We start from the raw sequence: 25712 nt of genomic DNA on the forward strand, positions 1-25712 counted from the left end.
GCCCTGGTGCTGGCCGCGGCCCGGGCGCTCGGCGGACCCGCGGGGCAGGCCGTGCACCCCGCCGCCGCGGTGGAGCTGGTGCACAACTTCACCCTGCTGCACGACGACGTCATCGACCGCGACCGGACCCGCCGCCACCGGCCCACCGCCTGGTCCGTCTTCGGCCCCGCCGACGCCATCCTGGCCGGCGACGCCCTGCACTCCCTTGCACTGCGCCTGCTCGCCCGCGACGAGCACCCGGCCTCCGGCCCCGCCGTGGCCCGGCTCGCCGACTGCGTGGTGCAGCTCTGCGAGGGCCAGCAGGCGGACTGCGCCTTCGAACGGCGGTCCCAGGTCACCCTGGACGAGTGCCTGGCCATGGCGGAGGCCAAGACCGGGGCGCTGCTCGGCTGCGCCTGCGCACTGGGTGCGGGCTACGCCGGGGCGGACGCCGCCACGGCGGACGCACTGGACGCCTTCGGCCGCCGCACCGGGCTCGCCTTCCAGCTGATCGACGACCTCATCGGGATCTGGGGCGACCCGGAGACCACCGGCANNAGAAGTCGCTGCCGGTGGTCTTCGCGCTGCAGTCCGGCACCCCCGCCGCGGAGGAACTCGCGGCCCTCTACGCCGGCGGGTGCCCGCTGGGGGAGGCCGAGCTGCGCAGGGCCGCGTCGGCGGTGGAGCGGGCCGGCGGCCGGGACTGGGCGCAGACCCAGGCCTGCGACCGGATGGCCGCGGCGATGGACCATCTGGCCCGCGCCGTGCCGGACCCCGCCGAGGCCGGGGATCTGCTGCTGCTGGCGGAGCTGGTCACCCGCCGCAGCCGCTGAGGTCCGGCCGCGGCCCCACGCCCCGGGGGCCGCGGCCCCCGCAGCGCCGCAGGGCCGCAGCCCGGGGGTCTGCGGCCCTGCGGGTCCACCGGCTGACTGGCCCCACCGGCTCACGGGTCCACCAGCTGACGGGTCACGGGTCCACGGGCTCACGGGGGAGTGTCACAGGCGGCTGGCAGAGTGGGGGGCATGCGGGAGGAAGAACGGGGCGCCGTCGAGCGCCTGATCGTGGTGGACGGTGAGCTGACGGGGCAGCTCGACCTGGTCGGGCGGTGTCTGCTGGCGCCGCTCGCCGGTCCGGGCGCGGCCGCGGGCGAGCCGTCGCCTGCCCTGCTGCCGGCGGAACCCACCGCCGTCCTGGGCGCGTTGCGGCGACTCACCGAGGCGGTGGCGTCCGCGGTGTCCCGGGGCCCCCGGGTATGGGCTCCCAACGGCCGCTGGGAGCATGCCGGGCTCCGTTTGGTGCGACTGCCGCCGGCCGATCTGGACCTGCTCTACGCGGCCCTGCGGGAGTTCTCCGCGGCCTTGGTCGCCCCGTCCGCCGACGCCCCCGGCGGCCCGCTGGCGCCGCTGCTGGCCGACCTCGCCGCCGCGGCGGGCCAGGCCCCGGCCGCACTGGTGGGCGCGCTGGCCAGAGTGCTGGCTGCGGTCGACCTGATGCCGGACGGCGACACCGCCCTGCTCTCGGACGCCCTGCGGTCGGCGGGCGGCGAGGACGTCCGCCTCACCACCGACGAGGAGGAGGCCTGGCAACGGCTTGCCCACCGGGTGACCATGGTGCTCACCGAGTCGGTGCCGCTCCACCGTTTCCTGGGCTGAGACCGCCTCCGGCGGCACCGGGTGCTCGCGGTACTGTGCCGCAGTGCGGTCACCGGGGGCGGGGAGCAGAGCAGTGGACGAGTACGGGGACATGACGGCCGGGGCGGCCCTGCTGCCGGAGGCGGGCCACCGCCCGGCCGCCGGCGCGGTGGAGGTCGGGCTGCTGCACGCCGCCGCACCCGGCGAGGTCCAGGCGGCCGAGCACCTGGCCGGGATCCTCTCGGCGGAGGAGCGCAAGCGGGCCGACGCCTTCGTCCGCGCCGCCGACCGGGCCCTGTACCTGGTCTCCCATGTGGGACTGCGACTGCTGCTCGGCGCCCCGCTGGGGGTGCCGCCCGGCTCCCTCGACCTGCGGCGCGCCCCCTGCCCGCTCTGCGGGGCCCTGCACGGCCGCCCCGAGGTGGCCGCCGAACCCGAACTGCACTTCTCGCTCTCCCACGCCCGGGAGTACGCGATCTGCGCGACCGCCGCCGCCCCGGTCGGTGCCGACCTGGAGGCCGCCGCCAACGCGCCCGGCGTCGAGCTCGTCCCGTCCACCCTGCACCCCGAGGAGCGCGCCGCTCTGGCCGCCCTTCCGGAGGAGAGGCAGCCGGAGGCGTTCCTGCACTGCTGGGTGCGGAAGGAGGCCTACCTCAAGGGCCTGGGCACCGGCCTGGGAACGGCCCCGGACAGTGTGCGGGTGGGCCTGGGCCCCCAGCTCCAGCAGGCCCCCGAACCGCCGCTGGACGGCTGGTCGCTGGCGCCGGTGACCGCCCCTCGGGGCTATGCGGCGGCGGTGGCCCTGCTCCACCCCGGGCCGGTCGAGGTGACCGTGCGGCCGCTGTCGCTCGCCGCCGTGGTGGAGTCCGGAGCGGTGGCCGGGCTGCTTCGCTGACGAGCGGTCACAGGTCCTTCTCCAGGACCACGCAGGGCCGGCCGGCCTGCCGGTCGCGCCGCCGGTCGATCTCCCGGTAGCCCAGTGCGGTCCAGAACGCCGCCGCCGCGGGGTTGTTCTCCAGCACCGCGAGCCGCACCGTGGAACGGCCCCGGCACCGCAGCCGGTCCTCGACGGCGTGGGCCAGGGCGCGGCCGTACCCGGTGCGGTGCAGCGCCGCGGTGACCATCAGCAGTCCGATCCAGGGGTGGCCGTCCCGCGGGTGCTCCGCCAGCAGCGCGGCCAGCCCGGCGAGCGGGCCGTCCGGCTCCGGACGGGCGAGCAGCACCTCGGCGCCCGGCATCGCGGTCTCCTCGCGCAGGGCGGCGGCGACCTGCCCGGGCGGTACCGCCTCGGGCCGCGGCCCGAACTCCCCGCTGAGCCGGTGGTAGGCGGCGTTGCCGGCGTAGAGCCCGGTCAGCTCGGCGAGCACGGGGGAGCGGTCCGTCAGGTCGGACTCCCGCAGCGGTACGAGGGTCAGTGCCGGGGAGCGGTCGTGGCTGGTCACACCGGCCAGCGTAAGGCCGCCGCCGTGACCGGCGGCGGCCCTGGCCGGGTGGTCGGGTCAGACGTTGACGCCGAAGTCCTGGGCGATGCCGGAGAGGCCCGACGCATAGCCCTGGCCGATGGCGCGGAACTTCCACTCGGCGCCGTTGCGGTAGAGCTCGCCGAAGATCATGGCGGTCTCGGTGGCGGCGTCCTCGGTGAGGTCGTAGCGGGCGATCTCGGCGCCCCCGGCGGCGTTCAGCACCCGGATGTAGGCGTTGCGGACCTGGCCGAAGCTCTGGCCGCGGTTGACCGCGTCGTAGATCGACACGGGGAAGGTGATCCGCTCGACCTCGGCCGGCAGCCCGGCCAGGTTGACGTTGATCTGCTCGTCGTCGCCGCTGCCCTCACCGGTGCGGTTGTCACCGGTGTGGACGACGGTGCCGTCCGGGGACTGCCGGTTGTTGAAGAAGACGAAGTGGCTGTCGGAGACGACCTTGCCCGAGGCGTTGAGCACGATGGCGCTGGCGTCCAGGTCGAAGTCGGTACCGGTGGTGGTGCGCAGGTCCCAGCCGAGGCCGACGGTGACGGCGGTCAGCCCCGGGGCCTCCTTGGTCAGCGAGACGTTGCCGCCCTTGGAGAGGCTCACAGGCATGGGTGGTGTCCCTTCGTCGGTCGTCGGGCCCGGTTGGTCCCGGCCGGTCGCGGGTCGCGGGGTGGGCCGGTCCGATGGGGCCCGACGCTACCGCCGATCCCGGCGCCGAAGGCAATAACGCGGCAAAGGGGCGGCCGGTTCCACTCCCGCGCGGCGGCCGGTCCGCTCGGCCCGGCGGAACTCGCTCGGCCACGCGGGACTCGCTCGGCCCCGCGGGGACCGTTCCGGGCCGCTGGTACCGCTCCGCCCCGCGGGATCGGCTCCCGTGGAACCCGTTCACACCCGCGGGAACCGCGACTGCAGGGTCCAGACGGCGGGGTTGTCGCCCAGCCCCGGGTGCAGCTCGACCAGGTCGGCCAGCACGTCCTGCAGGAAGTCGCGGGCCTCCCGGCGCAGCTCGGCATGGCGTACGGCGGCGGGCGGCCCGTCCACCCAGTCGGCGCGGATCTCCACCCAGCCGAATCGGCGGGCGAAGCGCAGCAGTTCGGTGGATTCGGTGAAGTCCAGCTCGGCGGTCCGCACGGTCGCGCTGCGGCTGCCGGCCGGGTCGGCGTCCAGGTGCTCCGCGATGTCGCAGAGCGCCCAGGCGAAGTCCAGCACCGGTACCCAGCCCCAGGCGGTGGACAGGTCCCGGCCGTCCGCCTCCAGGTACACGTCGCCGCAGAACAGGTCCCGCCGCAGGGCGCGGACGTCAGCGCTGCGGTAGTCGGTCTGCGGCGGGTCCGGGAAACGGGGCGACAGCGAGTAGCCGAGGTCGATCACCCGACCATTCTCGCGGGCCGCGGCGGCGGCGGATAACCGGGTGACCGTGCGGCGGCGGACCGGGATGATGGGCGGTATGCCAGAGCCCGTACGCGTACGGGGTTCGGTGGTCGTCCCCGACGCCGAGCTCCAGTGGCGCTTCTCCCGTTCCTCAGGCCCCGGTGGCCAGCACGTCAACACCTCCGACAGCCAGGTCGAGCTCCGCTGGGACCTGCTGGCCTCGGCCGCCCTCCCGCCGGTGCTGAGGGACCGCGCGCTGGCCCGGCTGGCCGGGCGGCTGGTGGACGGCCGGTTCGTCGTCGTACGGGCCTCGGAGCACCGCTCCCAGTGGCGCAACCGGGAGGCCGCGGCGGCCCGGCTGGGCGCGCTGCTGGCGGAGGCCACCGCGCCGCCGCCCAAGGCGCGCCGGGCGACCCGGCCCTCCCGGGGCATGGTGGAGCGGCGCCTGGAGAACAAGCGGCGCCGCGCGGAACTCAAGCGGGGCCGCGGCCGCTGGGACGGCTGACCGGGCCGGTGCCCCCGGGCCGGACGGTCACGCCGCAGCCGGTCCGGTGCGGCGGGCGGTGCCTCAGCCGAGCGGCCGGTAGCCGCCGCGGAAGTAGAGCAGCGGGCGGGCGTCCGGCGCCGGGACGGACGCGGTCAGTACCCGGCCGATCAGCAGGGTGTGGTCCCCCGCGGCGGTCCGCTGTTCGGTGCGGCACTCCACGGTGGCCAGCGCCCCCTCCACCAGCGGCGCGCCGCTGGCCTCGCCGCGCCGGTGCGCGGTGTCGGCGAAGAGCAGCCGGTCGCTGACGCGCCCCTTCATGGCGAAGCGGGAGGCGATGTGGCGGTGGCCGTCGTCGAGGACCGACACGGCCCAGTGGTCGACGCGGGAGAGCACCTCGTCCATCCGGGAGTCCTCACGGACCGAGACGAGCACCAGAGGGGGCTCCAGGGAGACCGAGAGGAAGGCGGTGGCGGTCATGCCCACGTCCTCCCCCCGCGGGCCGTCCTCGGGGTCGTGCACGGTCAGCAGCACGACTCCGGCGGCCAGCCGGGAGAGCGCCGCCCGGAACTCGTCGGGGGTCGCCTCCAGCTGGTCCGTGCGAGTGGGGAAGGTTCCCGGCTGCGGCTGTGTCACCCCTCCAGGATGGCGGGTCGGCGGATCCGGGGGAACGGCGGGCCGGGCTGCCTCGGTGCGCTGCTGGATGTTGTACACCTGTCGCACGGTAGTGGCCGGCCCGGGGAGGCGGCATCGGGCCTCGGTCGTAGGACCTGCGGGACCTTGGTCCCGGAGCGCGTCGAGCGACGGATGGGTCGCCAGAGGCGGGCTTACCCTCAGAAATGAAGGCAACGCGGGTTCGAGGACTGATCATGGCTTCATAAGTTGGACACAAGGGGGGTGCCGCGCTCCCGGGTGAGGGGGGTTTCCGGACGCGTTGTCCGGATGTACTCGTTATGGATGTGTACCTGACGTGTGATTTGAGTCACAAGTGGTGGTCTATCGCTGACCGAGCGTGCCGGGCGATGTGCTCCCTGTGATTCAGTTCTTCTGGCAATCGGACGATAACCATTCAAGAAGCAACCAAGGCGCTAGCAGTCGAGGACTGGGGGAGACCCCGCATGGAAGCCGAGTCGGAGCCCTATGTCCGCTTGGCGACCCTTCGCACCTTGCACAGGGTCGTGGCGGACCTCAATGCTGCCCGGAGCCTGGCCGGGACCCTCCAGGCCGTGGTGGAGGGCGCGGTCAGCGGCATGGGCTTCGACGCCGCCGCGGTCAGCCTGGTCCGGCCGGACGGCGATCTGGTGGTGGCGGCCGTCTGGGAGCTGGAGGAGACCGAGTGCGGCGGCCCGGCCGTACTGCTGGGCCAGGTGGGGTCCCGGGAGTCCTGGGAGCGGCTGCTCAATGTGGGCGACCACTGGGGCACGCTGCGCTTCGTCCCGTACGACCGCGGCTGGGCCGTGGGCCCCGACATCCCCAGCTGGACCGGTGAGGGCCCGCTGCCGCGCGACGAGAGCGACTGGCATCCGGCCGACGGGCTGCTGGCGCCGATGTACAGCCCGGGCGGGGAGCTGCTGGGAGTGCTCTCGGTGGACCGGCCGCGCAACGGCAAGCGGCCCGGCGCCTGGACCCGTGAAGCGCTGGAGATGTTCTCCCTGCAGGCCTCCATCGCGATAGGCAACGCGCGTCTACGCGCGGAGATGCAGCGGGCGCTGGCCCGGCTGGAGAAGGAGCAGCAGGCACTGCGGGCCAGCGAGGAGAGCTTCCGGCAGGCCTTCGAGTACGCCCCCAGCGGCATGGCCATCACCGAGCTGCACGGCCTGCAGCGCGGCAAGCTCTCCCGGGTCAACGACGCCCTGTGCCGGCTGCTCGGGAGACCGCGCGCGGTGCTGCGCCGGCAGAGCTTCGCGGATCTGGTGCACCCGGAGGACCGCGACCTGCTGGAGCGCACCAGCGCCGAGGGCGGCCGCGCCGAGCTGCGGCTCTCCCGCCGCGACGGCGGCTACCTCTGGGTCTGCCTGCGCAACTCGGTGGTCGCCGACGCCGCCGAGGGGCCGCGGTTCCTGCTGACCCATGTCGAGGACATCGAGGAGCGCAAGCGCCATGAGCTCCAGCTGGCCCACCGCGCCAGCCATGACGCGCTCACCGGCCTGCCCAACGGCGCGGAGCTGCGCACCCGGCTCAGCCGGCGGCTGTGCAGCCTGCCGCAGGGCCCCGGCGGCGCCGCGGCGCACGGGGCGGCCCTGGGCGGCATGGACATCACGCTGGGCGACGGCGTGGGCGCGGCCCTGGGGCTGGGGGTGGACGCGGAGCTGGAGGCGGTCATCGGCGCCGATCTGGCCGTGCACGGGTACGGGGCCCCGGAGAGCGGCGTCCCGCAGGCGTACGACGCCCACTACGGCTACGACCATGTGCACGCAGTGGTTCCTGACACCGTTGTCACCGACCAGCCCCCACCCGGTGGCTCGGCCAAGGGCCTCGCGGTGATCTTCTGTGACCTGGACGGCTTCAAGTCGATCAACGACCGTTTCGGCCACAACGCCGGTGACGCGGTGCTGGTCGAGGTCGCCCGCCGGCTGCAGCACGCCGTGCGCGAGGGCGACACGGTGGCCCGGCTGGGCGGCGACGAGTTCGTGGTGCTGGCCGACGGCATCGGGCGCGACGAGGCCAAGGACCTGGCGGGCCGGCTGCGGATGGCCATCATCCCGCCGATGCGGATCGACGGCCGGGCGATGCGGGTCGGCGTCAGCCTCGGCATCGGCTGGGCGGGGTGCGGGATGTCCATCGAGGAGGTGCTGCACACCGCCGACGAGCTGATGTACGTGGAGAAGCGGTCGCGCGGCGGGGCCTCCCGCGGCGCCCGCGGCTCGCAGAACGGCGGTCCGCGCTCCCACCGCCGCGCGGGCTGACCCGGGGCCGTGCGCTGCTGGGCCCGTGCCGCGGCGAAGCGGCGGCCCCCGCAGGGTCGGTGCGGGAACGGCGCGCTCTGTGTGGAGGCTGTCAAGGCCGTTGCGGAGGCTTTCCTTGTTGTCACCCGTCCGGGGTAGGGTGCCACGGGTACGGGTGTCCTACGTCGATCCGCGGCCATGTGCCGTGACACAAACTGATCATGTGCTCATTTCTGCCGCAGCTGCCGTCCGCACGACCGCCGCATGTCCGCCCGGCCCCGGGTGAACCATGCGGCCCCCGAGTGCGTAGTAACAGCGGTGAGGCGTACTGCAGTGGGGAGTTGACGACCGCATGACGGCCGGCAGCAACGGTGTACCCGAGGACGACGACCCGTTCGCCTACCTCTACCGCCCGGCGGGCGGCGACGCGGGCGGCCCCGGGGTGGACAGCGGCGCCCCGACGGCTGTTCAGCAGCCCGGTGTGCCCCGCACCTCGTACGCCCAGCCGACCCAGGTCGGCCGCGCCCAGTACGGCCAGCGGCCCCCCGCGCAGCCCGGCTACGGCCAGGGCGTGCCGCAGCAGCCCGCTCCCTACGCCCAGCACTCCCGGCCGCAGGCCGGCGCCGAGGAGTACCCCGGCCACGGCGGTCGGGCGGCCTCCCGCGGGTCGGGCGGCGGCAGCAACCGGGCGATCATCTTCGGGGCGGTGGCGGTGGTCGCCGCCGTCGCGATCGGTGTCAGCGTGGCCTTCATGGGCGGCGACAAGGGGCAGGGCCAGGCCGGCGCCGCCGGTACCGGCGCCTCCACCTCCGCCACGGCCCCCGCCGGTGACGACTCGGCGTCACCCGACACCTCCGCGTCCCCCACCGCGGCGACCGACCCGGTGGCCGACGTGTCGTCACTCCAGGTGCAGGGCGGCGCCCAGGCGAGCGGGGTTGAGGGGGCGAAGTCCGCGGACGGCAAGTATGTGACGCTCCAGCAGGGCACCACCCTGACCTGGAACGTCCAGGTGCCAGCGGCCGGGCCGATGATGTTCTGGGTGCACTACGACAACCCGGCGGGGGACGCCCGGGCCTCCGTCACGGTCAACGGCAAGCCGCACCCCAACGGCATCAACCTCAAGAACTACGCCGGCTCCAACGACCCGGCCAAGGCCTGGGTGTCGTCCAACGTCTGGCCGACCCTCCAGGCGGGTGCCAACACCGTCGTGGTCACCTGCGACAACCCGGCCTGCGCCGGACTGCTGGTGGACCGGGTGGCGCTCACCCCGATGGGGACCAAGAACTTCCCCGGCTGAGACCCGGCGCACCGAGGGGCCCGCAGGCGCACCGTGCGCCTGCGGGCCCCTCGCGGTGGTGCGGCGGTTCAGCCCACCCGGGCCGGGGAGAGCCGGTCGGCGCCGACGACCCACTCGCCCCGGCGCATGACCGCGACCAGGTCCAGGGTGTCGGAGTCCAGTACCACCAGGTCGGCCCGTTTGCCGGCCTCCAGGGAGCCCACCTCGTCGGAGAGGCCCAGCAGGGCGGCGGGGTTGCCGGACAGGGTCTGCGCGGCGTCGGCCAGGGAGAGCCCGGTGACGGTGACGGCGCGCTTGAAGGCGACGTCCAGGGTGAGCGTGGAGCCGGCGATGGAGCCGCCCTCGACCAGGCGGGCGACGCCGTCCTCGACCCGGACCTGCAGCGGCCCCAGCGGGTAGAGGCCGTCGCCCATCCCGGCCGCTCCCATGGCGTCGGTGATCAGGGCGACCCGGGAGGTCCCGGCTGCGGCGAGGGCCAGTTCCAGTACCGCGGGGTGGAGGTGGACACCGTCGTTGACCAGCTCCACCGTCACCCGCTCGTCCTCCAGCAGGGCCACGATCGGCCCCGGCTCGCGGTGGTGGATCGCGGGCATGGCGTTGAAGAGGTGGGTGGCGACCGTGGCTCCCGCGTCGATCGCCCGCAGCACGGTGGCGTGGTCGGCGTCGGTGTGGCCGACGGCGGCGATCACCCCCAGGTCGGCCAGCAGCCGCACCGACTCCAGGCCGCCGGGGAGTTCGGGGGCCAGGGTGACCATCCGGGCGGTGCCGCGGGCCGCCTCGACCAGCCTGCGGACCACCGCGGGGTCCGGGTCGCGCAGCAGGTCCGGCCGGTGGGCTCCGCACCGCTGACGGGAGATGAACGGGCCCTCGAAGTGGACGCCGGCCAGGACGCCGTCCTCCACCAGCTCGGAGAGCACGGCGGCCTGCCGGCACACCTCGTCGATCTCTCCGGTGACCGTGGAGGCCATGGTGGTGGTGGTGCCGTGCTCCAGATGGGTGCGGGCGGCCCTGAGGGCCTCCTCGGCCGTGCCCGAGGCGTAGGAGGCGCCGCCGCCGCCGTGTACATGGATGTCCACGAAGCCGGGGACCACCGTGCGGCCCGTGAGGTCCAGCGCCCCCGGTACGGCGGCGGGGCCGCCCGGTCCGGCGGCGGCGACGCGACCGCGCTCCACGGCCAGCACACCGTTCTCGACGATGCCGTCGGGCAGCACCAGCCGGGCGCCGGCCAGGACGGTGCGGTCGTCGCCGGGTGCGGCCTCCGCCGGTCCGGTGGGTCCCGGTCCGGCGGACCCCGGTCCGATGTGCGCGGTCAAGCGGTCACCTCCGTGGAGAGCAGATCCCAGGCGAGCAGGCCGGCGCCCAGGCAGGCGGCGGTGTCCTTGAGCGTCGCCGGTACGAGCGCCGGCGGCTTCTGGAACGTGAGCCGTTCCGCGACCGCGGCGCGCAGCGGTGTGAAGAGGGTGTCCCCGGCCTCGGCCAGCCCACCGCCGACGATCACGGTCGAGGGGTCGAGCAGGCTCTGACAGAGCACGATGCCGTCGGCGAGGGCGTCCACGGCCGTTCCCCAGACGGCTGCCGCCGCCGGGTCCCCGGCCTGGACGGCGCGGGCGCAGTCGGCGGCGTCCGCGGTGGGGTCGCCGCCGGCCGCGGCCCAGGCGCGGGCGACGGCGGAGGCGGACGCCAGGGTCTCCAGGCAGCCGCGGGCGCCGCAGCCGCACTCCGGTCCGCCGGGGCGCACCACGACGTGGCCGATCTCGCCGCCGTAGCCGTGCGCCCCCGCCTCGATCCGGCCGTCGATGCCGATGGCGCCGGCGATCCCGGTGCCGAGCGCGATGAAGACGAACCGGTCGACCCCGCGGCCGGCGCCGATCCGGCCCTCGGCGAGCCCGCCGGAGCGGACGTCGTGGCCGAGGGCGACGGGTGCCCCGGCGAGCCGCTCCGTCAGGAGCCGGCGCAGCGGTACGTCCCGCCAGCCCAGGTTGGCCGAGAAGACGGCGATGCCGTCCTGCTCGTCGATGGTCCCGGGGACGGCGACCCCGGCGGCGGAGGGTGGTTCGCCGAAGCGGGCCCGGCCCTCTTCCGCGAGTTCGGCGGCGAAGCCGAGGATGGCCTCGACGACTGTGTAGGGGCCGTGCTCCCGGCCGGTGGGTCGGCGCGCCTCGTGGAGCGGCGTGCCGTCCCGGGCGACCAGCGCTGCCTTCATGCCGGTGCCGCCCACATCAAGTGCAAGGACGTGCTTCACGGGGACAGTGTGTCCTGATGGTGGGCAGAGGTCTAGTCCAGTCCGCCGATTGGTCTGGTCCAGGTCGCCCTGGGTGAACGATCGGGGGTGGGGGCGAACCGCCGGGCATTTGTGAGCAATGTCCGAAACGGCGTTGCGCAGGGTGCAATGAAGCTCAGCGATTCGATAACTGGTGTAGACCTCTCCGCCGCACGGGGGCACGCTGGCCGACACACCGGGCCCGGCCAGGACAACGGGCCCGCAGCGCAAAAGGCGGTAGTTGCATGAACCGGCGTGTGCTCAGCCTCTCGGCGATCTGTGCGGTCGGCGCGCTCGCGCTGACGGCCTGCGGCAGCAACGGGGGAGGTGGCGGCAAGTCGGCCGACGGTTCGGTCACCCTCAAGCTGGTCGCCGCCGACTACGGGGACAAGGCCACCAACGCCTCCAAGCTCTACTGGGACGAGGTCGCCAAGGGCTTCGAGGCGGCCAACCCGAAGATCAAGGTCGATGTCCAGGTGATCAACTGGAACGACATCGACACGCAGGTCAAGACGATGATCCAGAGCGGCAACGTGCCGGACGTCCTGCAGACCGGCGGCTACGCCGACAAGGTCGCCGACGACCTGCTCTACAAGGCTTCGGACGTGCTCTCGCCGGCCACCCAGTCGAACTTCATCGACTCCTTCTCCAAGGCCGGCCAGGTCGACGGCACCCAGTACGGCATCCCGTTCGTCTCCTCCGCCCGCGCGTTCTTCTACAACAAGACGATCTTCAGCAAGGCCGGTATCGCCGCGCCGCCCACGACCTGGGACGAGGTCAAGGCGGACGCCCAGATCATCAAGTCCAAGAAGCTGGCCGCCACCCCCTACGCCCTCCCGCTGGGCCCGGAGGAGGCCCAGGGCGAGTCCATGATCTGGGAGCTGGGCAACAACGGCGGCTACACCGACGACTCCGGCAAGTACACCATCAACAGCCAGGCCAACATCGACACCTTCAGCTGGCTGAAGACCAACCTGGTCGACCCGGGGCTCACCTACGCCAACCCGGCCACCACCGACCGCAAGACCGCCTTCGCGGACTTCGCCGCGGGCAAGGTCGGCATGCTCAACGGCCACCCGTCGCTGATCCAGATGGCCAAGGACGGCAAGGTCGACTACGGGGTCGCCCCGATCCCCGGCAAGACCGGCCCGCTGACCTCCACCCTCGGTGTCGCCGACTGGATGATGGCGTTCAAGAAGAACGGCCACCAGGAGCAGATCAAGAAGTTCCTCGACTTCGCGTTCTCCAAGGAGAACACCCTGAAGTTCGACGAGGAGTACAACCTGATGCCGGTCACCAAGGACACCCTCCAGGAGATGACCAGCAGCGGCAAGCACAAGGACCTGGAGCCCTTCTTCTCCCTGCTGCCCGGCGCCAAGTTCTACCCGCTGGGCGACACCACCTGGGACGCCGTCTCCGCCGAGATCAAGAAGAGCGGCGGCACCGCGGTGAAGGACGACCCGGCGCAGGTGCTGGGGGCGCTCCAGAAGAAGGCCGAGGACGCGGTCGCCAACAAGTAGTCCGCCCAACCGGTGCCGGCCGGCCGCGCCGCCGGCCGGCACCCTCCTCGGGAGTCCCACCGTGACCCACAAGTCCCGCTCAGGCCTCGCCAGGCTCGGTCCGCTGCCGTGGATCGGCCCGGCTGTGCTGCTGATCCTGGTCGTGGTCGTCTGGCCCGTCTACGAGATGGTCCGCACCTCCTTTCTGAAGATCAGCACCAGCGGCTTCGTCCGCGGCTCGGCCGGCACAGACAAGTACCAGAAGCTCTTCGACGAGCCCGATTTCGGCCATGTCCTCACCTGGACGGTGATCTGGACGCTCACCGTGGTCGGGCTGACCATCCTGATCTCGCTCGGTCTGGCCCAGCTCTTCAACCAGCAGTTCCCCGGCCGCCGGGTCACCCGCTGGGCGCTGATCGCCCCCTGGGCGGCCTCCGTGCTGATGACCTCCATCGGCTTCAAGTGGATGCTCAACCAGACCGCCGGCGTGCTCAACACGGCGATGACCGACCTCGGCCTGATCGACAAGCCCGAGGACTGGCTGGGCGACCCCTCCACCGCCTGGCCCTGGATGATCTTCGTGGCGGTCTTCGTCTCGCTGCCCTTCACCACCTACACCCTGCTGGCCGGACTGCAGACCGTCCCCGGCGAGGTCTACGAGGCAGCCAAGGTCGACGGCACCTCCACCTGGCAGACCTACCTGCGGATCACCCTGCCGCTGCTGCGGCCCGCGCTGCTGGTCGGCGTGGTGATCAACCTGATCAACGTCTTCAACTCGTTCCCCGTCATCTGGGGCATGACCCAGGGCGGTCCGGCCAGCGACACCGCCACCACCACGGTGTTCATGTACCAGCTGCTCAACACCGACATGGGTGAGTCCGCCGCGCTGTCGGTGGTGAACTTCGCCCTGGTGGTGGTCATGGTGCTGTTCTTCCTCAAGGTCAGCCGCTGGAACCAGGAGGAGGGCCGATGAGCGCCGTCCAGACCGTGGCCGCCCCCCGGCGCCCGGGCGCCCCCTCGGCGGCGGCCGCCGTGCGGCGCCGGACCCTCAGGCCCCGCACGGTGATCATCGCCGGGCTGGCCTGGCTGCTGGCGGCGGTCTTCGTGCTGCCGTACGTGGAGATGGTGATCACCTCGCTGCGGCCGGCCGACGAGCTGCGGGACGCCACCTATCTGCCCAGGCACTTCCAGTGGTCCAACCTGATCGACGTCTGGCGGGAGTCCAACCTCGGCGACAACCTGCGGGTCACCCTGCTGGTCGCCGGCGGCTCCACCCTGCTGGTGCTGCTGGTGGCCCTGCCCGCCGCGTACTACACCGCCCGGGTCAGGTTCCGCGGCCGCACCCTCTTCCTGTTGCTGGTGCTGGTCACCCAGATGTTCCAGCCGACCTCGCTGCTGGTGGGTCTGTACCGCGAGTTCTACCAGTTCGGAATGCTCAACTCGGTCTGGACGCTGATTCTCTGCAACGGCGCCTTCAACCTGGCCTTCGCCATCTGGATCCTCACCGCCTACATCGGCTCCATCCCGGTGGAGCTGGAGGAGGCCGCGATGATCGACGGGCTGGGCCGGGTGGGGGCACTGGTCAGGGTCACCCTGCCGCTGGCGCTGCCAGGGGTGGTCACCGCGGTGATCTTCACCTTCATCGCGGCCTGGAACGAGTTCGTGATGGGCCTGACCCTCTCCACGGTGCCGCAGAGCCAGCCGCTGACGGTCGGCATCAACAACTTCATCGGCAACTACACGGTGCAGTGGAACTACCTCTTCGCCGGGTCCGTGGTCGCCATCGTCCCGGTGGTGATCCTCTTCGCCTTCATCGAACGCCATGTGGTCTCCGGCCTCACCGCCGGGTCGGTCAAGTGACCTGACGCCACATCGCCGACCGTGTCGCCCCGGGCCGACCCCCGGGGCGGCACGCTGTCCGGCCCCCCGGGCAGAATGGAAGGCCGTGTCGTCGCACCGAGAGGGGGGCCGGAGATGGACGAGCAGCAGCCTGGACCGCAGCCGGAGCGGGAGCCCCAGTCGGTGCCGGAGCCCCAGCCGAAGCCGCAGTCGCAGTCGCTCAGCGACCGGGACCGTGCGGTGCTGGCCCTCGAAGGGCGTTACTGGCGCACCCCGGGGGCCAAGGAGCAGGCGATCAGGGAGCAGCTGGGACTCTCCCCGACCCGCTACTACCAACTGCTCGGCGGCCTGCTGGACCGCCCCGAGGCGCTCGTCCACGCACCGGTGCTGGTGAACCGGCTGCGCCGGCTGCGCGAGGCACGGCGGGGCCGGCGCTGACCCGACGGACCCGGCCCCGCGGGCCCTCCCGGCGGGGCGTGACGCGAGTCGCGCCCGGGTAGGGTCGCGGACATGGGCATCCCCGAGCCGACCACCCCCGCCGGAGCGGAGGGTCTCGCCGCACTCGTCGCGGACCCCGCGCACTCCGTCATCGCCCTCGACTTCGACGGCACCCTCGCCCCCATCGTCCCCGACCCCGACCAGGCCCGCGCCCATCCCGGCGTGGTGCCCGCGCTGGCCCGGCTGGCCCCGCAGGTCGGCGCCGTCGCGGTGGTCACCGGCCGCCCCGCGGGGGTGGCCGTGCGGCACGGCGGCTTCGCCGGGGTGCCCGGACTGGAGCACCTGGTGGTCCTCGGCCACTACGGCGCGGAGCGCTGGGACGCGGTCACCGGTGAGGTACGGGCCCCGCACATCCACCCGGGGGTGGCGTCGGTCCGCGCCGAGCTGCCCGGCTTCCTGGACCGGATCGGGGCTTGGGAGGGCACCTGGGTCGAGGACAAGGGCCGCGCGGTGGCCGTCCACACCCGCCGTACCGAGGACCCGGACACCGCCCTGGAGCAGCTCCGCACCCCGCTGCTGGAACTCGCCGCCCGGCACGGCCTGATGGGCGAACCGGGCCGGATGGTGCTGGAGCTGAGGCCCCCGGGGGTGGACAAGGGGGTGGCGCTGACCGGGTTCCTCCATGAGCGCAAGGCGCGCTCGGTGCTCTACGCCGGCGACGATCTGGGCGATCTGGCGGCGTACGACGCCGTGACGCGGCTGCGCACCGAGGGTGTGGCGGGTCTGCTGGTCTGCAGCGCCGCCGAGGGCGAGGAGCCGGTGGGGCGCCTGGAGGAGCGTGCCGACCTGGTCGTCGGCGGCCCTTCCGGTGTCGTCGGCCTGCTGGACGCCCTCGCCGACGAGATGGGAGCCCCCCGCCCCTGAGCGGGGCGGGGGGCTCCCACGGCACCGGGTCTGCCGGTCCGGGGCCGCTCAGCCCAGGGCGTGCAGCTGGTCGAGGAACCACTGCTGGGGCGGCAGGGCGGTGGCGGCCGCGGCCAGGCGCTTGCAGCGGTCGGTGCGGTCCGCGGTGGGCATGGTGAGGGCCTGGTGGAGGGCCTCGGCGGTGGCGATCACGTCGTACGGGTTGACGGTGATCGCGTCCTCGCCCAGCTCGGCGTGGGCCCCGGCCTCGCGGGACAGCACCAGGGCGCAGCCGTTGTCGGAGACCACCGGGATCTCCTTGGCGACCAGGTTCATACCGTCGCGGATGGGGTTGACCAGCGCCACGTCGGCCAGCCGGTAGGCCGCCAGGGACCGCGGGAAGTCGTCCTGGACGTGCAGCACCAGCGGCTGCCACTGTTCGGTGCCGAACTCGTCGTTGATCTCCTGGGCGACCCGCTGCACCGCCGCGGTGTACTCCCGGTACTCCGGCAGGTCGTGCCGTGAGGGGTAGGCGAAGGCGACATGGACCACCCGGTCGTGCCACTCGGGCCGGGTGCGCAGCAGATGCCGGTAGGCCAGCAGTCCGCGGACGATGTTCTTGGACAGCTCGGTACGGTCCACCCGCACCACCACCCGGCGGTCGCCGACCGCCTCCCGCAGCCCGGCCAGCCGGGACTCGACGTCCGCCCGGTGGGCCCGCTCCCGCAGGAAGTCCGCGTCGGCGCCCAGCCCGTGCACCCCGAGCCGGGTGGTCCGGCCGCGGTGGGTGACCCGCACATCGCCGTCGGCGGGGCGCTCCACCGCGGCGCCCAGCACCGAGACGCAGCAGTCGGCGAAGGCCTCCGCCCAGCGGCGGGTGAGGAAGCCGGCCCGGTCGGCCCCGAGGATGCCGGTGAGGACGTCCGCGGCCACGTCGTCGGGCAGCATCCGGTAGTACTCCGGAGGGGCCCACGGGGTGTGGGAGAAGTGCCCGATCCGCAGGTCGGGGCGGCGTTCCCGGAGCAGCCCCGGGACCAGCGTCAGGTGGTAGTCCTGGACCAGCACCGCGGCGCCCGGTGCGGCCTCCTCGGCCAGGGCGTCGGCGAAGGCGGTGTTGTACGCCTCGTAGGAGGCCCACTCCTTGCGGAACCGGTCGTCGAAGTCGGGCTGCACCGGGGTGTTGTAGAGCAGGTGGTGGACGAACCAGAGGGTGGAGTTGGCGATGCCGTTGTAGGCGCGGGCGAAGGTGCCGGGGTCGATCTCCAGCATGCGGATGTGCTGGCCCCCGGTGTCGTGCCCGGCCCGGTCGAGGCGGCCGGAGGGGGCCTGGCGGGCCGCGGTGCGGTCGCCCTCGGTGAGGGCCGCGCAGACCCAGACGGCGTCCGGGTCGTCGATCGCGGAGAGCCCGGAGACGAGCCCGCCGCCGCCGCGCCGGAGCGACAGCGTCCCGTCGTCCTCGACGGTGAAGGACAGCGGCCCTCTGTTGGAGGCGACGAGTATGGGCGCGCTGCCGTGCGCGGGGGCGTGGAGATCGGGATGTGCTTCGGTCTCGGCCATGCCCCGTACCTTGCCGGGACGATCTCCCGGCAAACCAGCCACTACCCCCCGCGGTGGGACCGGTACTCCGGGACGCCGGCCATCGGGGGCCGCTCCAGTGCCGCCACCTGATGGGTGTCGGGGGTGAAACCGCCCGGGGCGCCGTCCGGCGTCGGCGCAGTTCGGCCGAACTGGGTGAGCAGCGGCCGCACCAGGTCGTCGTCGGCCTTCAGTCGGCCGGTGCGCACCAGCCGCTCCAGGGCGGTGCGGTAGATGGTGGCCGCCATCCGGCCGAGGGCCAGCCCGTCCTGGTGGCGGTGGTGGCGTACGCCGACGTCCACCTGGGCCAGCGCGTCCAGGCCCGCCTCGTCCAGTGCGTCCACCAGCAGCCCCAGCTCCACGCCGTAGCCGGTGGGGAAGTGCAGCCGCTCCAGCAGCGACCGGCGGGCCGCGTACTCGCCGCCCAGCGGCTGTACGAATCCGGCCAGCTGCGGCCAGTGCAGATTGAGCAGCGGCCGGGCCATCAGCTCGGTCACCCGCCCGCCGCCGGTGGGCACCACCGCCCCCTCGGTCTCCAGCGGGCGGTCGTACATGGCCTTCACCAGCTGGATGCCGGGGTCGGTGAGCAGCGGGCCGACGATCCCGGAGACGAAGTCGGCCGAGAACTCCCGCAGGTCGGCGTCGACGAAGCAGACGATCTCCCCGCCGGTCACCAGGAGCGAGCGCCACAGCACCTCGCCCTTGCCCGGTACCGCGGGCAGCCGCGGCAGTATCGCGTCGCGGTGCACCACCCGGGCCCCCGCGTCGGCCGCCACCGCGGCGGTGCGGTCGCTGGAGCCGGAGTCCAGCACCACCAGCTCGTCCACCAGGGGCACCCGGTCCATCAGCTCCCGGCGGATCACCGACACGATGTCGCCGACCGTGGACTCCTCGTCCAGTGCGGGCAGGACCACGCTGACGGTGCCCGCCGGCCCCGCCGCCTCCTTGGCCGCACGCAGGGTCTGCAGCGGACGGTCGGCGGCGGTCCAGGACCGGCGTCGCAGCCAGTCCTCCACCTCGTCGAGCACTCGGGTCTCTCCTGTCGCCGGTCGTCTCACGGACGGTGTGATCCATCTCGCGTGGCGGACGCCTCCCGCCGGGGAGGGGTCCGTCGGTTACAGTCTTACAAGCGGTACGACCATCGCACGCCGGGGTCGGACGCCGACAAACGCACCCCGCCAGGGGCGCCACATTGCTCATCCAGAGGGACTGAGGGAACGGCCCGATGAAGTCCCGGCAACCCTCCACCGGCTTCGTACTCCCATTCGCGAGGCCCCGGTGGCCAAGGTGCCAATTCCGTCCTGTGGCGAGATGCGCCACGGGGAAGATGAGGAGAGAGGCCTCGCCACCATGGCTGTGCAGACCGTCGCACCCGCAGCAGACAGCACCACCCCCGACCTCGGCCCCGCCGTCGCGCTCTCCTGCCGCGAGTGCGGAGCCCGCACCCCGCTGGGACCAAGCTTCGCCTGTCCCGAGTGTTTCGGGCCGCTGGAGATCGCCTACGAACTCCCCAGCGGCGACCCCGAGGCCCTGCGCAAGCAGATCGAGTCCGGCCCCACCAACATCTGGCGCTACGCCCCGCTGCTGCCCGTCCCCGCCGACGTGGCCTCCCACCCCGGTCTGAACCCGGGCTGGACCAAGCTGGTCAAGGCCGACAACCTGGCCGCGGAGCTGGGCATCACCGGCGGCCTGCACATCAAGGACGACTCCGGTAACCCCACCCACTCCTTCAAGGACCGGGTGGTGGCCATCGCCGTCCAGGCGGCCCGCACCTTCGGCTTCACCACCCTCTCCTGCTCCTCCACGGGCAACCTGGCCGGCGCGGTCGGCGCCGCGGCCGCCCGTGCGGGCTTCCGCTCGTGCGTGTTCATCCCGCACGACCTGGAGGCCGGCAAGGTCGTGATGGCCGCGGTCTACGGCGGCGAGCTGGTGGCGATCGAGGGCTCCTACGACGACGTCAACCGCTTCTGCTCGGAGCTCATCGGCGACCCGGTCGGCGAGGGCTGGGGCTTCGTCAACGTCAATCTGCGCCCCTACTACGCCGAGGGCTCCAAGACCCTGGCGTACGAGATCTGCGAGCAGCTCGGCTGGCGGCTGCCGGACCAGCTGGTCATCCCGGTGGCGTCCGGCTCCCAGCTCACCAAGATCGACAAGGGCCTCAAGGAGCTGATCGCGCTCGGGCTGGTCGAGGACAAGCCGTACAAGATCTTCGCCGCCCAGGCCACCGGCTGCTCGCCCGTCGCCGCCGCCTACAAGGCCGGCCACGACGTGGTGCGCCCGGTGAAGCCGGACACCATCGCCAAGTCGCTGGCGATCGGCAACCCCGCGGATGGCCCCTACGTCCTGGACATCGCCCGCCGCACCGGCGGCGCGGTGGAGGACGTCTCGGACGCCGAGGTGGTCGACTCCATCAGGCTGCTGGCCCGCACCGAGGGCATCTTCGCCGAGACCGCGGGCGGCGTCACCGTCGGCGTGCTCCGCAAGCTGCTGGCCAAGGGCCTCCTCGACCCCGCCGCCGAGACCGTGGTGCTCAACACCGGCGACGGCCTGAAGACCCTGGACGCGGTCGCCGGCACCGGTCCGACCGCGACCATCCGCCCCACCCTTGCTTCGTTCCGAGAGGCTGGCCTCGCATGAGCGTCAACGTCCGCATCCCCACCATCCTGCGCACCTACACCGACGGCGCGGCCGAGGTGACCGCCGAGGGCAAGACCCTCGCCGAGGTCATCGACGACCTGGAGGCCAACCACACCGGCATCCGGGCCCGGCTGCTGGACGACGCCGGCAAGCTGCGCCGCTTTGTGAACGTCTATGTGAACGACGACGACGTGCGCTTCGCCGACGGCCTGGGCACCGCCACCCCCGACGGCATCGGGATCTCCATCATCCCGGCCGTCGCCGGCGGCTGCTGAACCGCTCCTGCCGCACGGTGCCGCCCGGACTCCGGGCGGCACACCCGCCAGGGCGAACGGGGCCCCTGCCGGACGGAAAGGCGCCGCTCCACGAACGATTCGTGGGGCGGCGCCCGTTTTTTTTTGCACACTCGGCCGGAGGGCTGTGAGGATCGTGTGGCCCGGGCACGTTTGAATGCCGGAAGCGCGATACAGTGGCTCCGGGCAGCGGCGCTCCGTTCTGCGGTACACGGGGCGACCCCACTTCTTTCTGCGCCGCCGCCGTGTGTTCCAAACCTTCAGCGCATTCCTGGTGCGCAGCTCCGCCCTGCTGTCCGTTCGCTCGTCCGCTCCCTGAGACGGCGACGCCCGGACGTGTGCCCTTCTGTTCGGACCGCGTCAGAATTTCGGGCGCAAATTGTCGCAAAAGTCCCCTATGTCCGGCCCGTATTGCCGATGAATGGGGTATTTGCCCGGTAATATCCGACAGCTTCCTTCCTGAATTCTCGTCCATTTGACCTGTTGCACAGGGCATCGATGCGGATACATTCAGCCGCGGTCGACCTGTTCACCCGCTCGGGCACCGCCTCGGGGGGCTGTGGTGATAGGGCCGTCCCGGGTCCGCGGAGTGCGGGTCCGTGAAAGGGCCAGTACTAGGGGAGTTTGGAATGGCTCAGGGCACCGTCAAGTGGTTCAACGCGGAGAAGGGGTACGGCTTCATCGCGGTCGACGGTGGTGCGGACGTGTTCGTCCACTACAGCGCGATCCAGATGGACGGCTACCGCACCCTCGAGGAGGGCCAGCGGGTCGAGTTCGAGATCTCGCAGGGTCAGAAGGGCCCGCAGGCGGACATGGTCCGGCTCGCTGCAGGCTGACCGGCCGGCGTCTCGACCGACCACGGCTATCGACCGGAGAAGCGCCCGGACCGATACACCCCGGCGGCTGTGACCACCACAGCGCCGAGACGGACCCGGCCAGTGCTCCACACGGTCTTCGCGGGCCCGCACCCCCACCCGGGGGTGCGGGCCCGCAGCCATGTGCGGCGGATCGGGACAGTCGCTTGCACTCTCGTAGGCAGAGTGCTAATCATTGCGTTAGCACTCTGAGCTTGAGAGTGACAGCGGACCGGGTCGGTGAGGTCTCCGGGGCGGTGGGGAAAGGACCCACGCGGCCAGGAGCCGTCCGTCGCGGGCACCTTCGCGGTCCGGAGCATGCCACCCCCGTCCGGGAGGACCACTTCACATGGCCAAGATCATCGCGTTCGACGAGGAAGCGCGCCGCGGCCTCGAGCGCGGGATGAACCAGCTCGCCGACGCCGTCAAGGTCACGCTGGGCCCCAAGGGCCGCAACGTCGTCCTTGAGAAGAAGTGGGGCGCCCCCACGATCACCAATGACGGTGTCTCCATCGCCAAGGAGATCGAGCTCGAGGACCCGTACGAGAAGATCGGTGCGGAGCTCGTCAAGGAGGTCGCCAAGAAGACGGACGACGTCGCGGGTGACGGCACCACCACCGCCACCGTGCTCGCCCAGGCGCTCGTCCGCGAGGGTCTGCGCAACGTCGCCGCCGGCGCCAACCCGATGGCCCTCAAGCGCGGCATCGAGAAGGCCGTCGAGGCCGTCTCCGCCCAGCTGCTCGAGCAGGCCAAGGACGTGGAGACCCGCGAGCAGATCGCCTCCACCGCCTCCATCTCCGCCGCCGACACCCAGATCGGCGAGCTCATCGCCGAGGCGATGGACAAGGTGGGCAAGGAAGGCGTCATCACCGTCGAGGAGAGCAACACCTTCGGTCTGGAGCTGGAGCTCACCGAGGGCATGCGCTTCGACAAGGGCTACATCTCGGCGTACTTCGCCACCGACCTGGAGCGGATGGAGGCGTCCTTCGACGACCCCTACATCCTGATCGCCAACTCCAAGATCAGCTCCGTCAAGGACCTGCTGCCGATCCTCGAGAAGGTCATGCAGTCCGGCAAGCCGCTGCTGATCATCGCCGAGGACGTCGAGGGCGAGGCCCTGTCGACCCTGGTGGTCAACAAGATCCGCGGCACCTTCAAGTCCGTCGCCGTCAAGGCCCCGGGCTTCGGCGACCGCCGCAAGGCCATGCTCGGCGACATCGCCATCCTCACCGGTGGCCAGGTCATCTCCGAGGAGGTCGGCCTCAAGCTGGAGAACGCCGGTCTGGAGCTGCTGGGCCGCGCCCGCAAGGTCGTCATCACCAAGGACGAGACCACGATCGTCGACGGTGCCGGTGACGCGGACCAGATCCAGGGCCGCGTGAACCAGATCCGCGCCGAGATCGAGAACTCCGACTCGGACTACGACCGCGAGAAGCTCCAGGAGCGCCTCGCCAAGCTGGCCGGCGGCGTCGCCGTCATCAAGGCCGGCGCGGCCACCGAGGTGGAGCTCAAGGAGCGCAAGCACCGCATCGAGGACGCGGTGCGCAACGCCAAGGCCGCCGTCGAGGAGGGCATCGTCGCCGGTGGTGGCGTCGCCCTGCTGCAGGCCGGCGTGGCGTTCGAGAAGCTGGAGCTCGAGGGCGACGAGGCCACCGGCGCCAACATCGTCAAGGTGGCGCTCGAGGCCCCGATCAAGCAGATCTCCGTCAACGCCGGCCTCGAGGGCGGCGTCGTGGTGGAGAAGGTGCGGAACCTGCCCGCCGGCCACGGCCTCAACGCCGCCACCGGTGAGTACGTCGACCTGATCGGCTCGGGCATCATCGACCCGGCCAAGGTCACCCGCTCCGCGCTGCAGAACGCGGCCTCCATCGCCGCGCTCTTCCTCACCACCGAGGCCGTCATCGCCGACAAGCCGGAGAAGGCCGCTGCCCCGGCCGGCGGCGGCATGCCGGGCGGTGACATGGACTTCTGATCCTCGCGGATCAGCAGGTCCTGAGCTGACCGAAGGGCGGCCCCCCACACCGGGGGGCCGCCCTTCGGCGTTCTCCCGGCCGGCGCCGCGGACCTCGTGGGACGGGGCGGCGCCGCGAGGTTCCCGGGCGTACGGCCGGCGGTGGCGCCCGTCCGACGGCGGCGCCTCACCGTGCCGCGCGGCCTCACCGTCCGATGGCGGCGCTTCACCGTCCGCCCATCGGGAAGGAGGCTTCCGGACACCCGCTCAGAGGAGGACGGACCGCCATGGCCATCGCATCCGTGAACCCCGCCACCGGGGAGACGCTCAAGTCCTTTGAAGCGCTGGGCAGCGAGGAGGTCAGGGCCCGCATCGGCCGCGCCCACGACGCCTACCTCGCCCACCGGCGCACCTCCTTCGCCGAGCGGGCGGCCAGGATGCGCAGCGCCGCCGACCTGCTGGACGCAGAGCGGGAGGAGATCGCCCGCACCATGACCGCCGAGATGGGCAAGCCGCTGGCGCAGGCCCGCGCCGAGGCGGCCAAGTGCGCCGTCGCGATGCGTTTCTACGCCGACCACGCGGAGGGGTTCCTGGCGCCGGAGCCGCTGCCGGACGCCTCGGCGGTCAAGGCGTCCCGGGCGGAGACCCGCTGGCAGCCGCTGGGCGTGGTGCTCGCCGTGATGCCCTGGAACTTCCCGCTCTGGCAGGTGGTGCGGTTCGCCGCCCCCGCGCTGATGGCCGGCAACACCGGACTGCTGAAGCACGCCTCCAACGTCCCGCAGACCGCGCTCTACCTGGAGGACCTCTTCCTCCGGGCGGGCTTCCCAGAGGGCTGCTTCCAGACCCTGCTGATCGGGTCCGGCGCGGTGGAGGCCGTGCTGCGCGACCCCCGGGTGGCGGCCGCGACCCTCACCGGCAGCGAGCCGGCCGGGCGCGCGGTGGCGGCGGTCGCCGCCGACGAGATCAAGAAGACGGTGCTGGAACTGGGCGGCAGCGACCCGTTCATCGTGATGCCCTCCGCGGACCTGGCCGCCGCCGTGGAGACCGCGGTCACGGCGCGCGTCCAGAACAACGGGCAGTCCTGCATCGCCGCCAAGCGGTTCATCGTGCACACGGACGTCTACGACGACTTCGCCCAGCAGTTCGCGGGGCGGATGTGCGTCCTGAAGGTCGGCGACCCCATGGACGAGGCCACCGAGATCGGGCCGCTCGCCACCGAGCAGGGCCGCACCGACGTGGAGGAGCTGGTCGCGGACGCCGTGGGCGCCGGGGCCACCGTGCTCTGCGGCGGGGAGCGGCCCGACGGACCGGGCTGGTTCTACCCGCCGACCGTGCTGTCGGGCATCACCGGGGGGATGCGGATCGCCCAGGAGGAGGTCTTCGGCCCGGTGGCCTCCCTCTACCGGGTCGGCTCGGCCGAGGAGGCGGTGGAGGTCGCCAATGCGACCCCCTTCGGCCTGGGATCGGCCGCCTGGACCGCGGACCCCGAGGAGCAGGAGTACTTCACCACCGAGCTGGAGGCCGGAGCGGTCTTCATCAACGGGATGGTCGCGTCCTATCCCCAGCTGCCCTTCGGAGGGGTGCGGCGCTCCGGCTACGGCAGGGAGCTGGCGGCGCTGGGCATCCGTGAGTTCTGCAACGCCAAGACCGTCTGGGCCGGCTGAGCGGTGCCTGGGGCGGCGGACCGGGCCGCCGCCCCCGCGAGGGACAAGCCGCCGCCCCCGCGAGGGACAATGGGAGCCATGTCCTCCGAGCCCGGCCAGACCTCAGACTCCCCGTTGGAAGCGGCCCTGCACACCGCCCGCGCCCGCATCCTCGCCGATCTGACCGCCCGCGACGTCTGCGACGCCGCCGTGGTCTCCCTGGTGGAGGACGCGGTGGCGCACCGCCGCTGGTGGGCCGAGCAGTGGCCCGAAGGGGTCGACTACCTGCTGGGCCTGGTCGCCCAGGACGTCCAGGACGCCCTGCTGGAGGCCTACGGCCGCTGGCCGCTGTGCACCGTGCACGCGGCCGAGGGCGATCCGCACGCCCTGGCGGTGGAGCCCGAGCTGGGTCCGGATCCGCACTGGGTGTGCGGCAAGGAGGGCACCGTGGTGGCACCCGTCGGCCGGCTGGGCGCCGCGTGATCCTGATCGATCCCCCGGTCTGGCCGGGGCACGGGAAGCTCTGGTCCCACCTGGTCAGCGACGTCTCGTACGAGGAGCTGCACGCCTTCGCCGCCCGGCTGGGGGTGCCGCCGCGCGGCTTCGAGCGCGATCACTACGACGTGCCGGAGAGCCTCCACGCACAGGCGCTGCGGCTGGGCGCGTCGCCTGTCGGGTCCAAGGAGCTGGTGGCCCGGCTGACGGCG

General features: G+C 72.7%; 25 protein-coding genes, 2 pseudogenes and 1 riboswitch. Of the genes and pseudogenes, 19 read left to right on the plus strand and 8 right to left on the minus strand.

What is annotated here, in order from left to right; translation table 11 throughout:
* The 4 genes and pseudogenes from AOK09_RS08705 to AOK09_RS08715 all read left to right on the plus strand — a co-directional run.
* A pseudogene (locus AOK09_RS08705) lies at window positions 1-535 on the plus strand (polyprenyl synthetase family protein); the annotation flags it as partial.
* A 2-nt stretch (window positions 536-537) separates the two neighbouring features.
* Window positions 538-812 (plus strand): annotated as a pseudogene (locus AOK09_RS41890) (polyprenyl synthetase family protein); the annotation flags it as partial.
* Window positions 813-1001: 189 nt separating this feature from the next.
* The gene (locus tag AOK09_RS08710) at window positions 1002-1631 is read left to right on the plus strand and encodes a hypothetical protein (RefSeq protein WP_055586543.1); all 630 of its coding nucleotides are present in this window, start codon (window positions 1002-1004) and stop codon (window positions 1629-1631) included.
* A 73-nt stretch (window positions 1632-1704) separates the two neighbouring features.
* Complete coding sequence (locus AOK09_RS08715) at window positions 1705-2505, plus strand: 4'-phosphopantetheinyl transferase family protein (RefSeq protein WP_063795893.1); 801 nt, start codon at window positions 1705-1707, stop codon at window positions 2503-2505.
* 7 nt (window positions 2506-2512) lie between these two features.
* On the opposite strand, the gene AOK09_RS08720 is transcribed toward AOK09_RS08715, so the two are convergent.
* The 3 genes from AOK09_RS08720 to AOK09_RS08730 form a co-directional block, all read right to left on the minus strand.
* The gene (locus AOK09_RS08720; protein WP_055586544.1) at window positions 2513-3052 is read right to left on the minus strand and encodes a GNAT family N-acetyltransferase; all 540 of its coding nucleotides are present in this window, start codon (window positions 3050-3052) and stop codon (window positions 2513-2515) included.
* A 57-nt stretch (window positions 3053-3109) separates the two neighbouring features.
* Window positions 3110-3685 carry a TerD family protein gene (locus AOK09_RS08725; RefSeq protein WP_055586545.1) on the minus strand — a complete coding sequence of 192 codons (576 nt, stop codon included), beginning with the start codon at window positions 3683-3685 and terminating at the stop codon, window positions 3110-3112.
* Between the two features lie 276 nt (window positions 3686-3961).
* A complete protein-coding gene (locus AOK09_RS08730) occupies window positions 3962-4447 on the minus strand; it encodes a hypothetical protein (protein ID WP_055586546.1) in 486 nt (161 codons plus the stop codon).
* Between the two features lie 67 nt (window positions 4448-4514).
* Here AOK09_RS08730 and arfB point away from each other — a divergent pair, with 67 nt between their 5' ends.
* The gene (gene arfB, locus AOK09_RS08735) at window positions 4515-4952 is read left to right on the plus strand and encodes an alternative ribosome rescue aminoacyl-tRNA hydrolase ArfB (protein ID WP_055586563.1); all 438 of its coding nucleotides are present in this window, start codon (window positions 4515-4517) and stop codon (window positions 4950-4952) included.
* 63 nt (window positions 4953-5015) lie between these two features.
* Here the strand turns inward: arfB and AOK09_RS08740 are convergent, their stop codons facing one another.
* Window positions 5016-5567 (minus strand): flavin reductase family protein, encoded by a 552-nt coding sequence (locus AOK09_RS08740; protein WP_055586547.1) that lies wholly within the window; start codon window positions 5565-5567, stop codon window positions 5016-5018.
* 482 nt (window positions 5568-6049) lie between these two features.
* Here AOK09_RS08740 and AOK09_RS08745 point away from each other — a divergent pair, with 482 nt between their 5' ends.
* Both AOK09_RS08745 and AOK09_RS08750 read left to right on the plus strand, forming a co-directional pair.
* Window positions 6050-7837: a GGDEF domain-containing protein gene (locus AOK09_RS08745; RefSeq protein WP_055586548.1), complete on the plus strand. Its 1788-nt coding sequence runs from the start codon at window positions 6050-6052 to the stop codon at window positions 7835-7837.
* Between the two features lie 331 nt (window positions 7838-8168).
* Entirely contained in the window at window positions 8169-9113 is a 945-nt protein-coding gene (locus tag AOK09_RS08750) for a carbohydrate-binding protein (protein WP_055586549.1), read from the plus strand.
* Window positions 9114-9181: 68 nt separating this feature from the next.
* On the opposite strand, the gene nagA is transcribed toward AOK09_RS08750, so the two are convergent.
* Both nagA and AOK09_RS08760 read right to left on the minus strand, forming a co-directional pair.
* On the minus strand, window positions 9182-10342 hold the full coding sequence (gene nagA, locus AOK09_RS08755; protein ID WP_055586564.1) for an N-acetylglucosamine-6-phosphate deacetylase: 1161 nt from the start codon (window positions 10340-10342) through the stop codon (window positions 9182-9184).
* 80 nt (window positions 10343-10422) lie between these two features.
* Window positions 10423-11355, minus strand: a complete 933-nt coding sequence (locus AOK09_RS08760; RefSeq protein WP_055586550.1) for an ROK family protein — start codon at window positions 11353-11355, stop codon at window positions 10423-10425.
* 263 nt (window positions 11356-11618) lie between these two features.
* Here AOK09_RS08760 and AOK09_RS08765 point away from each other — a divergent pair, with 263 nt between their 5' ends.
* The 5 genes from AOK09_RS08765 to otsB all read left to right on the plus strand — a co-directional run bounded on the left by AOK09_RS08765 (window position 11619) and on the right by otsB (window position 16073).
* Window positions 11619-12893 carry an extracellular solute-binding protein gene (locus tag AOK09_RS08765; RefSeq protein ID WP_055586551.1) on the plus strand — a complete coding sequence of 425 codons (1275 nt, stop codon included), beginning with the start codon at window positions 11619-11621 and terminating at the stop codon, window positions 12891-12893.
* Window positions 12894-12954: 61 nt separating this feature from the next.
* Entirely contained in the window at window positions 12955-13845 is an 891-nt protein-coding gene (locus AOK09_RS08770) for a carbohydrate ABC transporter permease (protein ID WP_055586552.1), read from the plus strand.
* Window positions 13842-14732: a carbohydrate ABC transporter permease gene (locus AOK09_RS08775; protein ID WP_079062864.1), complete on the plus strand. Its 891-nt coding sequence runs from the start codon at window positions 13842-13844 to the stop codon at window positions 14730-14732. The genes AOK09_RS08770 and AOK09_RS08775 overlap by 4 nt, the downstream gene beginning before the upstream one ends.
* Window positions 14733-14846: 114 nt before the next feature.
* Window positions 14847-15149: a DUF3263 domain-containing protein gene (locus AOK09_RS08780; protein WP_055586553.1), complete on the plus strand. Its 303-nt coding sequence runs from the start codon at window positions 14847-14849 to the stop codon at window positions 15147-15149.
* A gap of 72 nt (window positions 15150-15221) precedes the next feature.
* On the plus strand, window positions 15222-16073 hold the full coding sequence (otsB, locus tag AOK09_RS08785; RefSeq protein ID WP_055586554.1) for a trehalose-phosphatase: 852 nt from the start codon (window positions 15222-15224) through the stop codon (window positions 16071-16073).
* A 48-nt stretch (window positions 16074-16121) separates the two neighbouring features.
* Here the strand turns inward: otsB and AOK09_RS08790 are convergent, their stop codons facing one another.
* The gene (locus AOK09_RS08790) at window positions 16122-17609 is read right to left on the minus strand and encodes an alpha,alpha-trehalose-phosphate synthase (UDP-forming) (protein ID WP_055586555.1); all 1488 of its coding nucleotides are present in this window, start codon (window positions 17607-17609) and stop codon (window positions 16122-16124) included.
* A 41-nt stretch (window positions 17610-17650) separates the two neighbouring features.
* A complete protein-coding gene (locus AOK09_RS08795) occupies window positions 17651-18655 on the minus strand; it encodes a glucosyl-3-phosphoglycerate synthase (protein WP_055586556.1) in 1005 nt (334 codons plus the stop codon).
* A gap of 165 nt (window positions 18656-18820) precedes the next feature.
* A riboswitch (SAM riboswitch) is annotated at window positions 18821-18961 on the plus strand.
* Window positions 18962-18977: 16 nt separating this feature from the next.
* Here AOK09_RS08795 and thrC point away from each other — a divergent pair.
* The 7 genes from thrC to AOK09_RS08830 form a co-directional block, all read left to right on the plus strand.
* The gene (gene thrC / locus AOK09_RS08800) at window positions 18978-20264 is read left to right on the plus strand and encodes a threonine synthase (RefSeq protein WP_055586557.1); all 1287 of its coding nucleotides are present in this window, start codon (window positions 18978-18980) and stop codon (window positions 20262-20264) included.
* The gene (locus tag AOK09_RS08805; protein ID WP_055586558.1) at window positions 20261-20539 is read left to right on the plus strand and encodes a MoaD/ThiS family protein; all 279 of its coding nucleotides are present in this window, start codon (window positions 20261-20263) and stop codon (window positions 20537-20539) included. Before thrC ends, AOK09_RS08805 begins: the two co-directional genes overlap by 4 nt.
* Window positions 20540-21186: 647 nt before the next feature.
* Window positions 21187-21393, plus strand: a complete 207-nt coding sequence (locus AOK09_RS08810) for a cold-shock protein (protein WP_005486335.1) — start codon at window positions 21187-21189, stop codon at window positions 21391-21393.
* Window positions 21394-21760: 367 nt separating this feature from the next.
* Window positions 21761-23383, plus strand: coding sequence for a chaperonin GroEL (gene groL, locus AOK09_RS08815; RefSeq protein WP_055586559.1), 1623 nt, complete (start codon window positions 21761-21763; stop codon window positions 23381-23383).
* Between the two features lie 266 nt (window positions 23384-23649).
* On the plus strand, window positions 23650-25026 hold the full coding sequence (locus AOK09_RS08820) for an NADP-dependent succinic semialdehyde dehydrogenase (RefSeq protein ID WP_055586560.1): 1377 nt from the start codon (window positions 23650-23652) through the stop codon (window positions 25024-25026).
* Window positions 25027-25104: 78 nt separating this feature from the next.
* Window positions 25105-25488, plus strand: coding sequence for a hypothetical protein (locus tag AOK09_RS08825; protein ID WP_055586561.1), 384 nt, complete (start codon window positions 25105-25107; stop codon window positions 25486-25488).
* A partial coding sequence (locus AOK09_RS08830) for a DUF4031 domain-containing protein (RefSeq protein WP_055586562.1) occupies window positions 25485-25712 on the plus strand: 228 nt, incomplete at its 3' end. The genes AOK09_RS08825 and AOK09_RS08830, both read left to right, overlap by 4 nt.

This window comes from Peterkaempfera griseoplana, from assembly GCF_001418575.1.
In the GTDB taxonomy this organism is placed as follows: domain Bacteria; phylum Actinomycetota; class Actinomycetes; order Streptomycetales; family Streptomycetaceae; genus Peterkaempfera; species Peterkaempfera griseoplana.

What these genes read in the sequence shown, in the direction of transcription:
- AOK09_RS08710 (WP_055586543.1), top strand. Translation starts at nt 1,002, where the DNA reads ATGCGGGAGGAAGAACGGGGCGCCGTCGAGCGCCTGATCGTGGTGGAC.
- AOK09_RS08725 (WP_055586545.1), bottom strand. Translation starts at nt 3,685, where the DNA reads ATGCCTGTGAGCCTCTCCAAGGGCGGCAACGTCTCGCTGACCAAGGAG.
- arfB (WP_055586563.1), top strand. Translation starts at nt 4,515, where the DNA reads ATGGGCGGTATGCCAGAGCCCGTACGCGTACGGGGTTCGGTGGTCGTC.
- AOK09_RS08745 (WP_055586548.1), top strand. Translation starts at nt 6,050, where the DNA reads ATGGAAGCCGAGTCGGAGCCCTATGTCCGCTTGGCGACCCTTCGCACC.
- AOK09_RS08750 (WP_055586549.1), top strand. Translation starts at nt 8,169, where the DNA reads ATGACGGCCGGCAGCAACGGTGTACCCGAGGACGACGACCCGTTCGCC.
- AOK09_RS08765 (WP_055586551.1), top strand. Translation starts at nt 11,619, where the DNA reads ATGAACCGGCGTGTGCTCAGCCTCTCGGCGATCTGTGCGGTCGGCGCG.
- AOK09_RS08775 (WP_079062864.1), top strand. Translation starts at nt 13,842, where the DNA reads ATGAGCGCCGTCCAGACCGTGGCCGCCCCCCGGCGCCCGGGCGCCCCC.
- AOK09_RS08780 (WP_055586553.1), top strand. Translation starts at nt 14,847, where the DNA reads ATGGACGAGCAGCAGCCTGGACCGCAGCCGGAGCGGGAGCCCCAGTCG.
- otsB (WP_055586554.1), top strand. Translation starts at nt 15,222, where the DNA reads ATGGGCATCCCCGAGCCGACCACCCCCGCCGGAGCGGAGGGTCTCGCC.
- AOK09_RS08790 (WP_055586555.1), bottom strand. Translation starts at nt 17,609, where the DNA reads ATGGCCGAGACCGAAGCACATCCCGATCTCCACGCCCCCGCGCACGGC.
- thrC (WP_055586557.1), top strand. Translation starts at nt 18,978, where the DNA reads ATGGCTGTGCAGACCGTCGCACCCGCAGCAGACAGCACCACCCCCGAC.
- AOK09_RS08805 (WP_055586558.1), top strand. Translation starts at nt 20,261, where the DNA reads ATGAGCGTCAACGTCCGCATCCCCACCATCCTGCGCACCTACACCGAC.
- AOK09_RS08810 (WP_005486335.1), top strand. Translation starts at nt 21,187, where the DNA reads ATGGCTCAGGGCACCGTCAAGTGGTTCAACGCGGAGAAGGGGTACGGC.
- groL (WP_055586559.1), top strand. Translation starts at nt 21,761, where the DNA reads ATGGCCAAGATCATCGCGTTCGACGAGGAAGCGCGCCGCGGCCTCGAG.
- AOK09_RS08820 (WP_055586560.1), top strand. Translation starts at nt 23,650, where the DNA reads ATGGCCATCGCATCCGTGAACCCCGCCACCGGGGAGACGCTCAAGTCC.
- AOK09_RS08825 (WP_055586561.1), top strand. Translation starts at nt 25,105, where the DNA reads ATGTCCTCCGAGCCCGGCCAGACCTCAGACTCCCCGTTGGAAGCGGCC.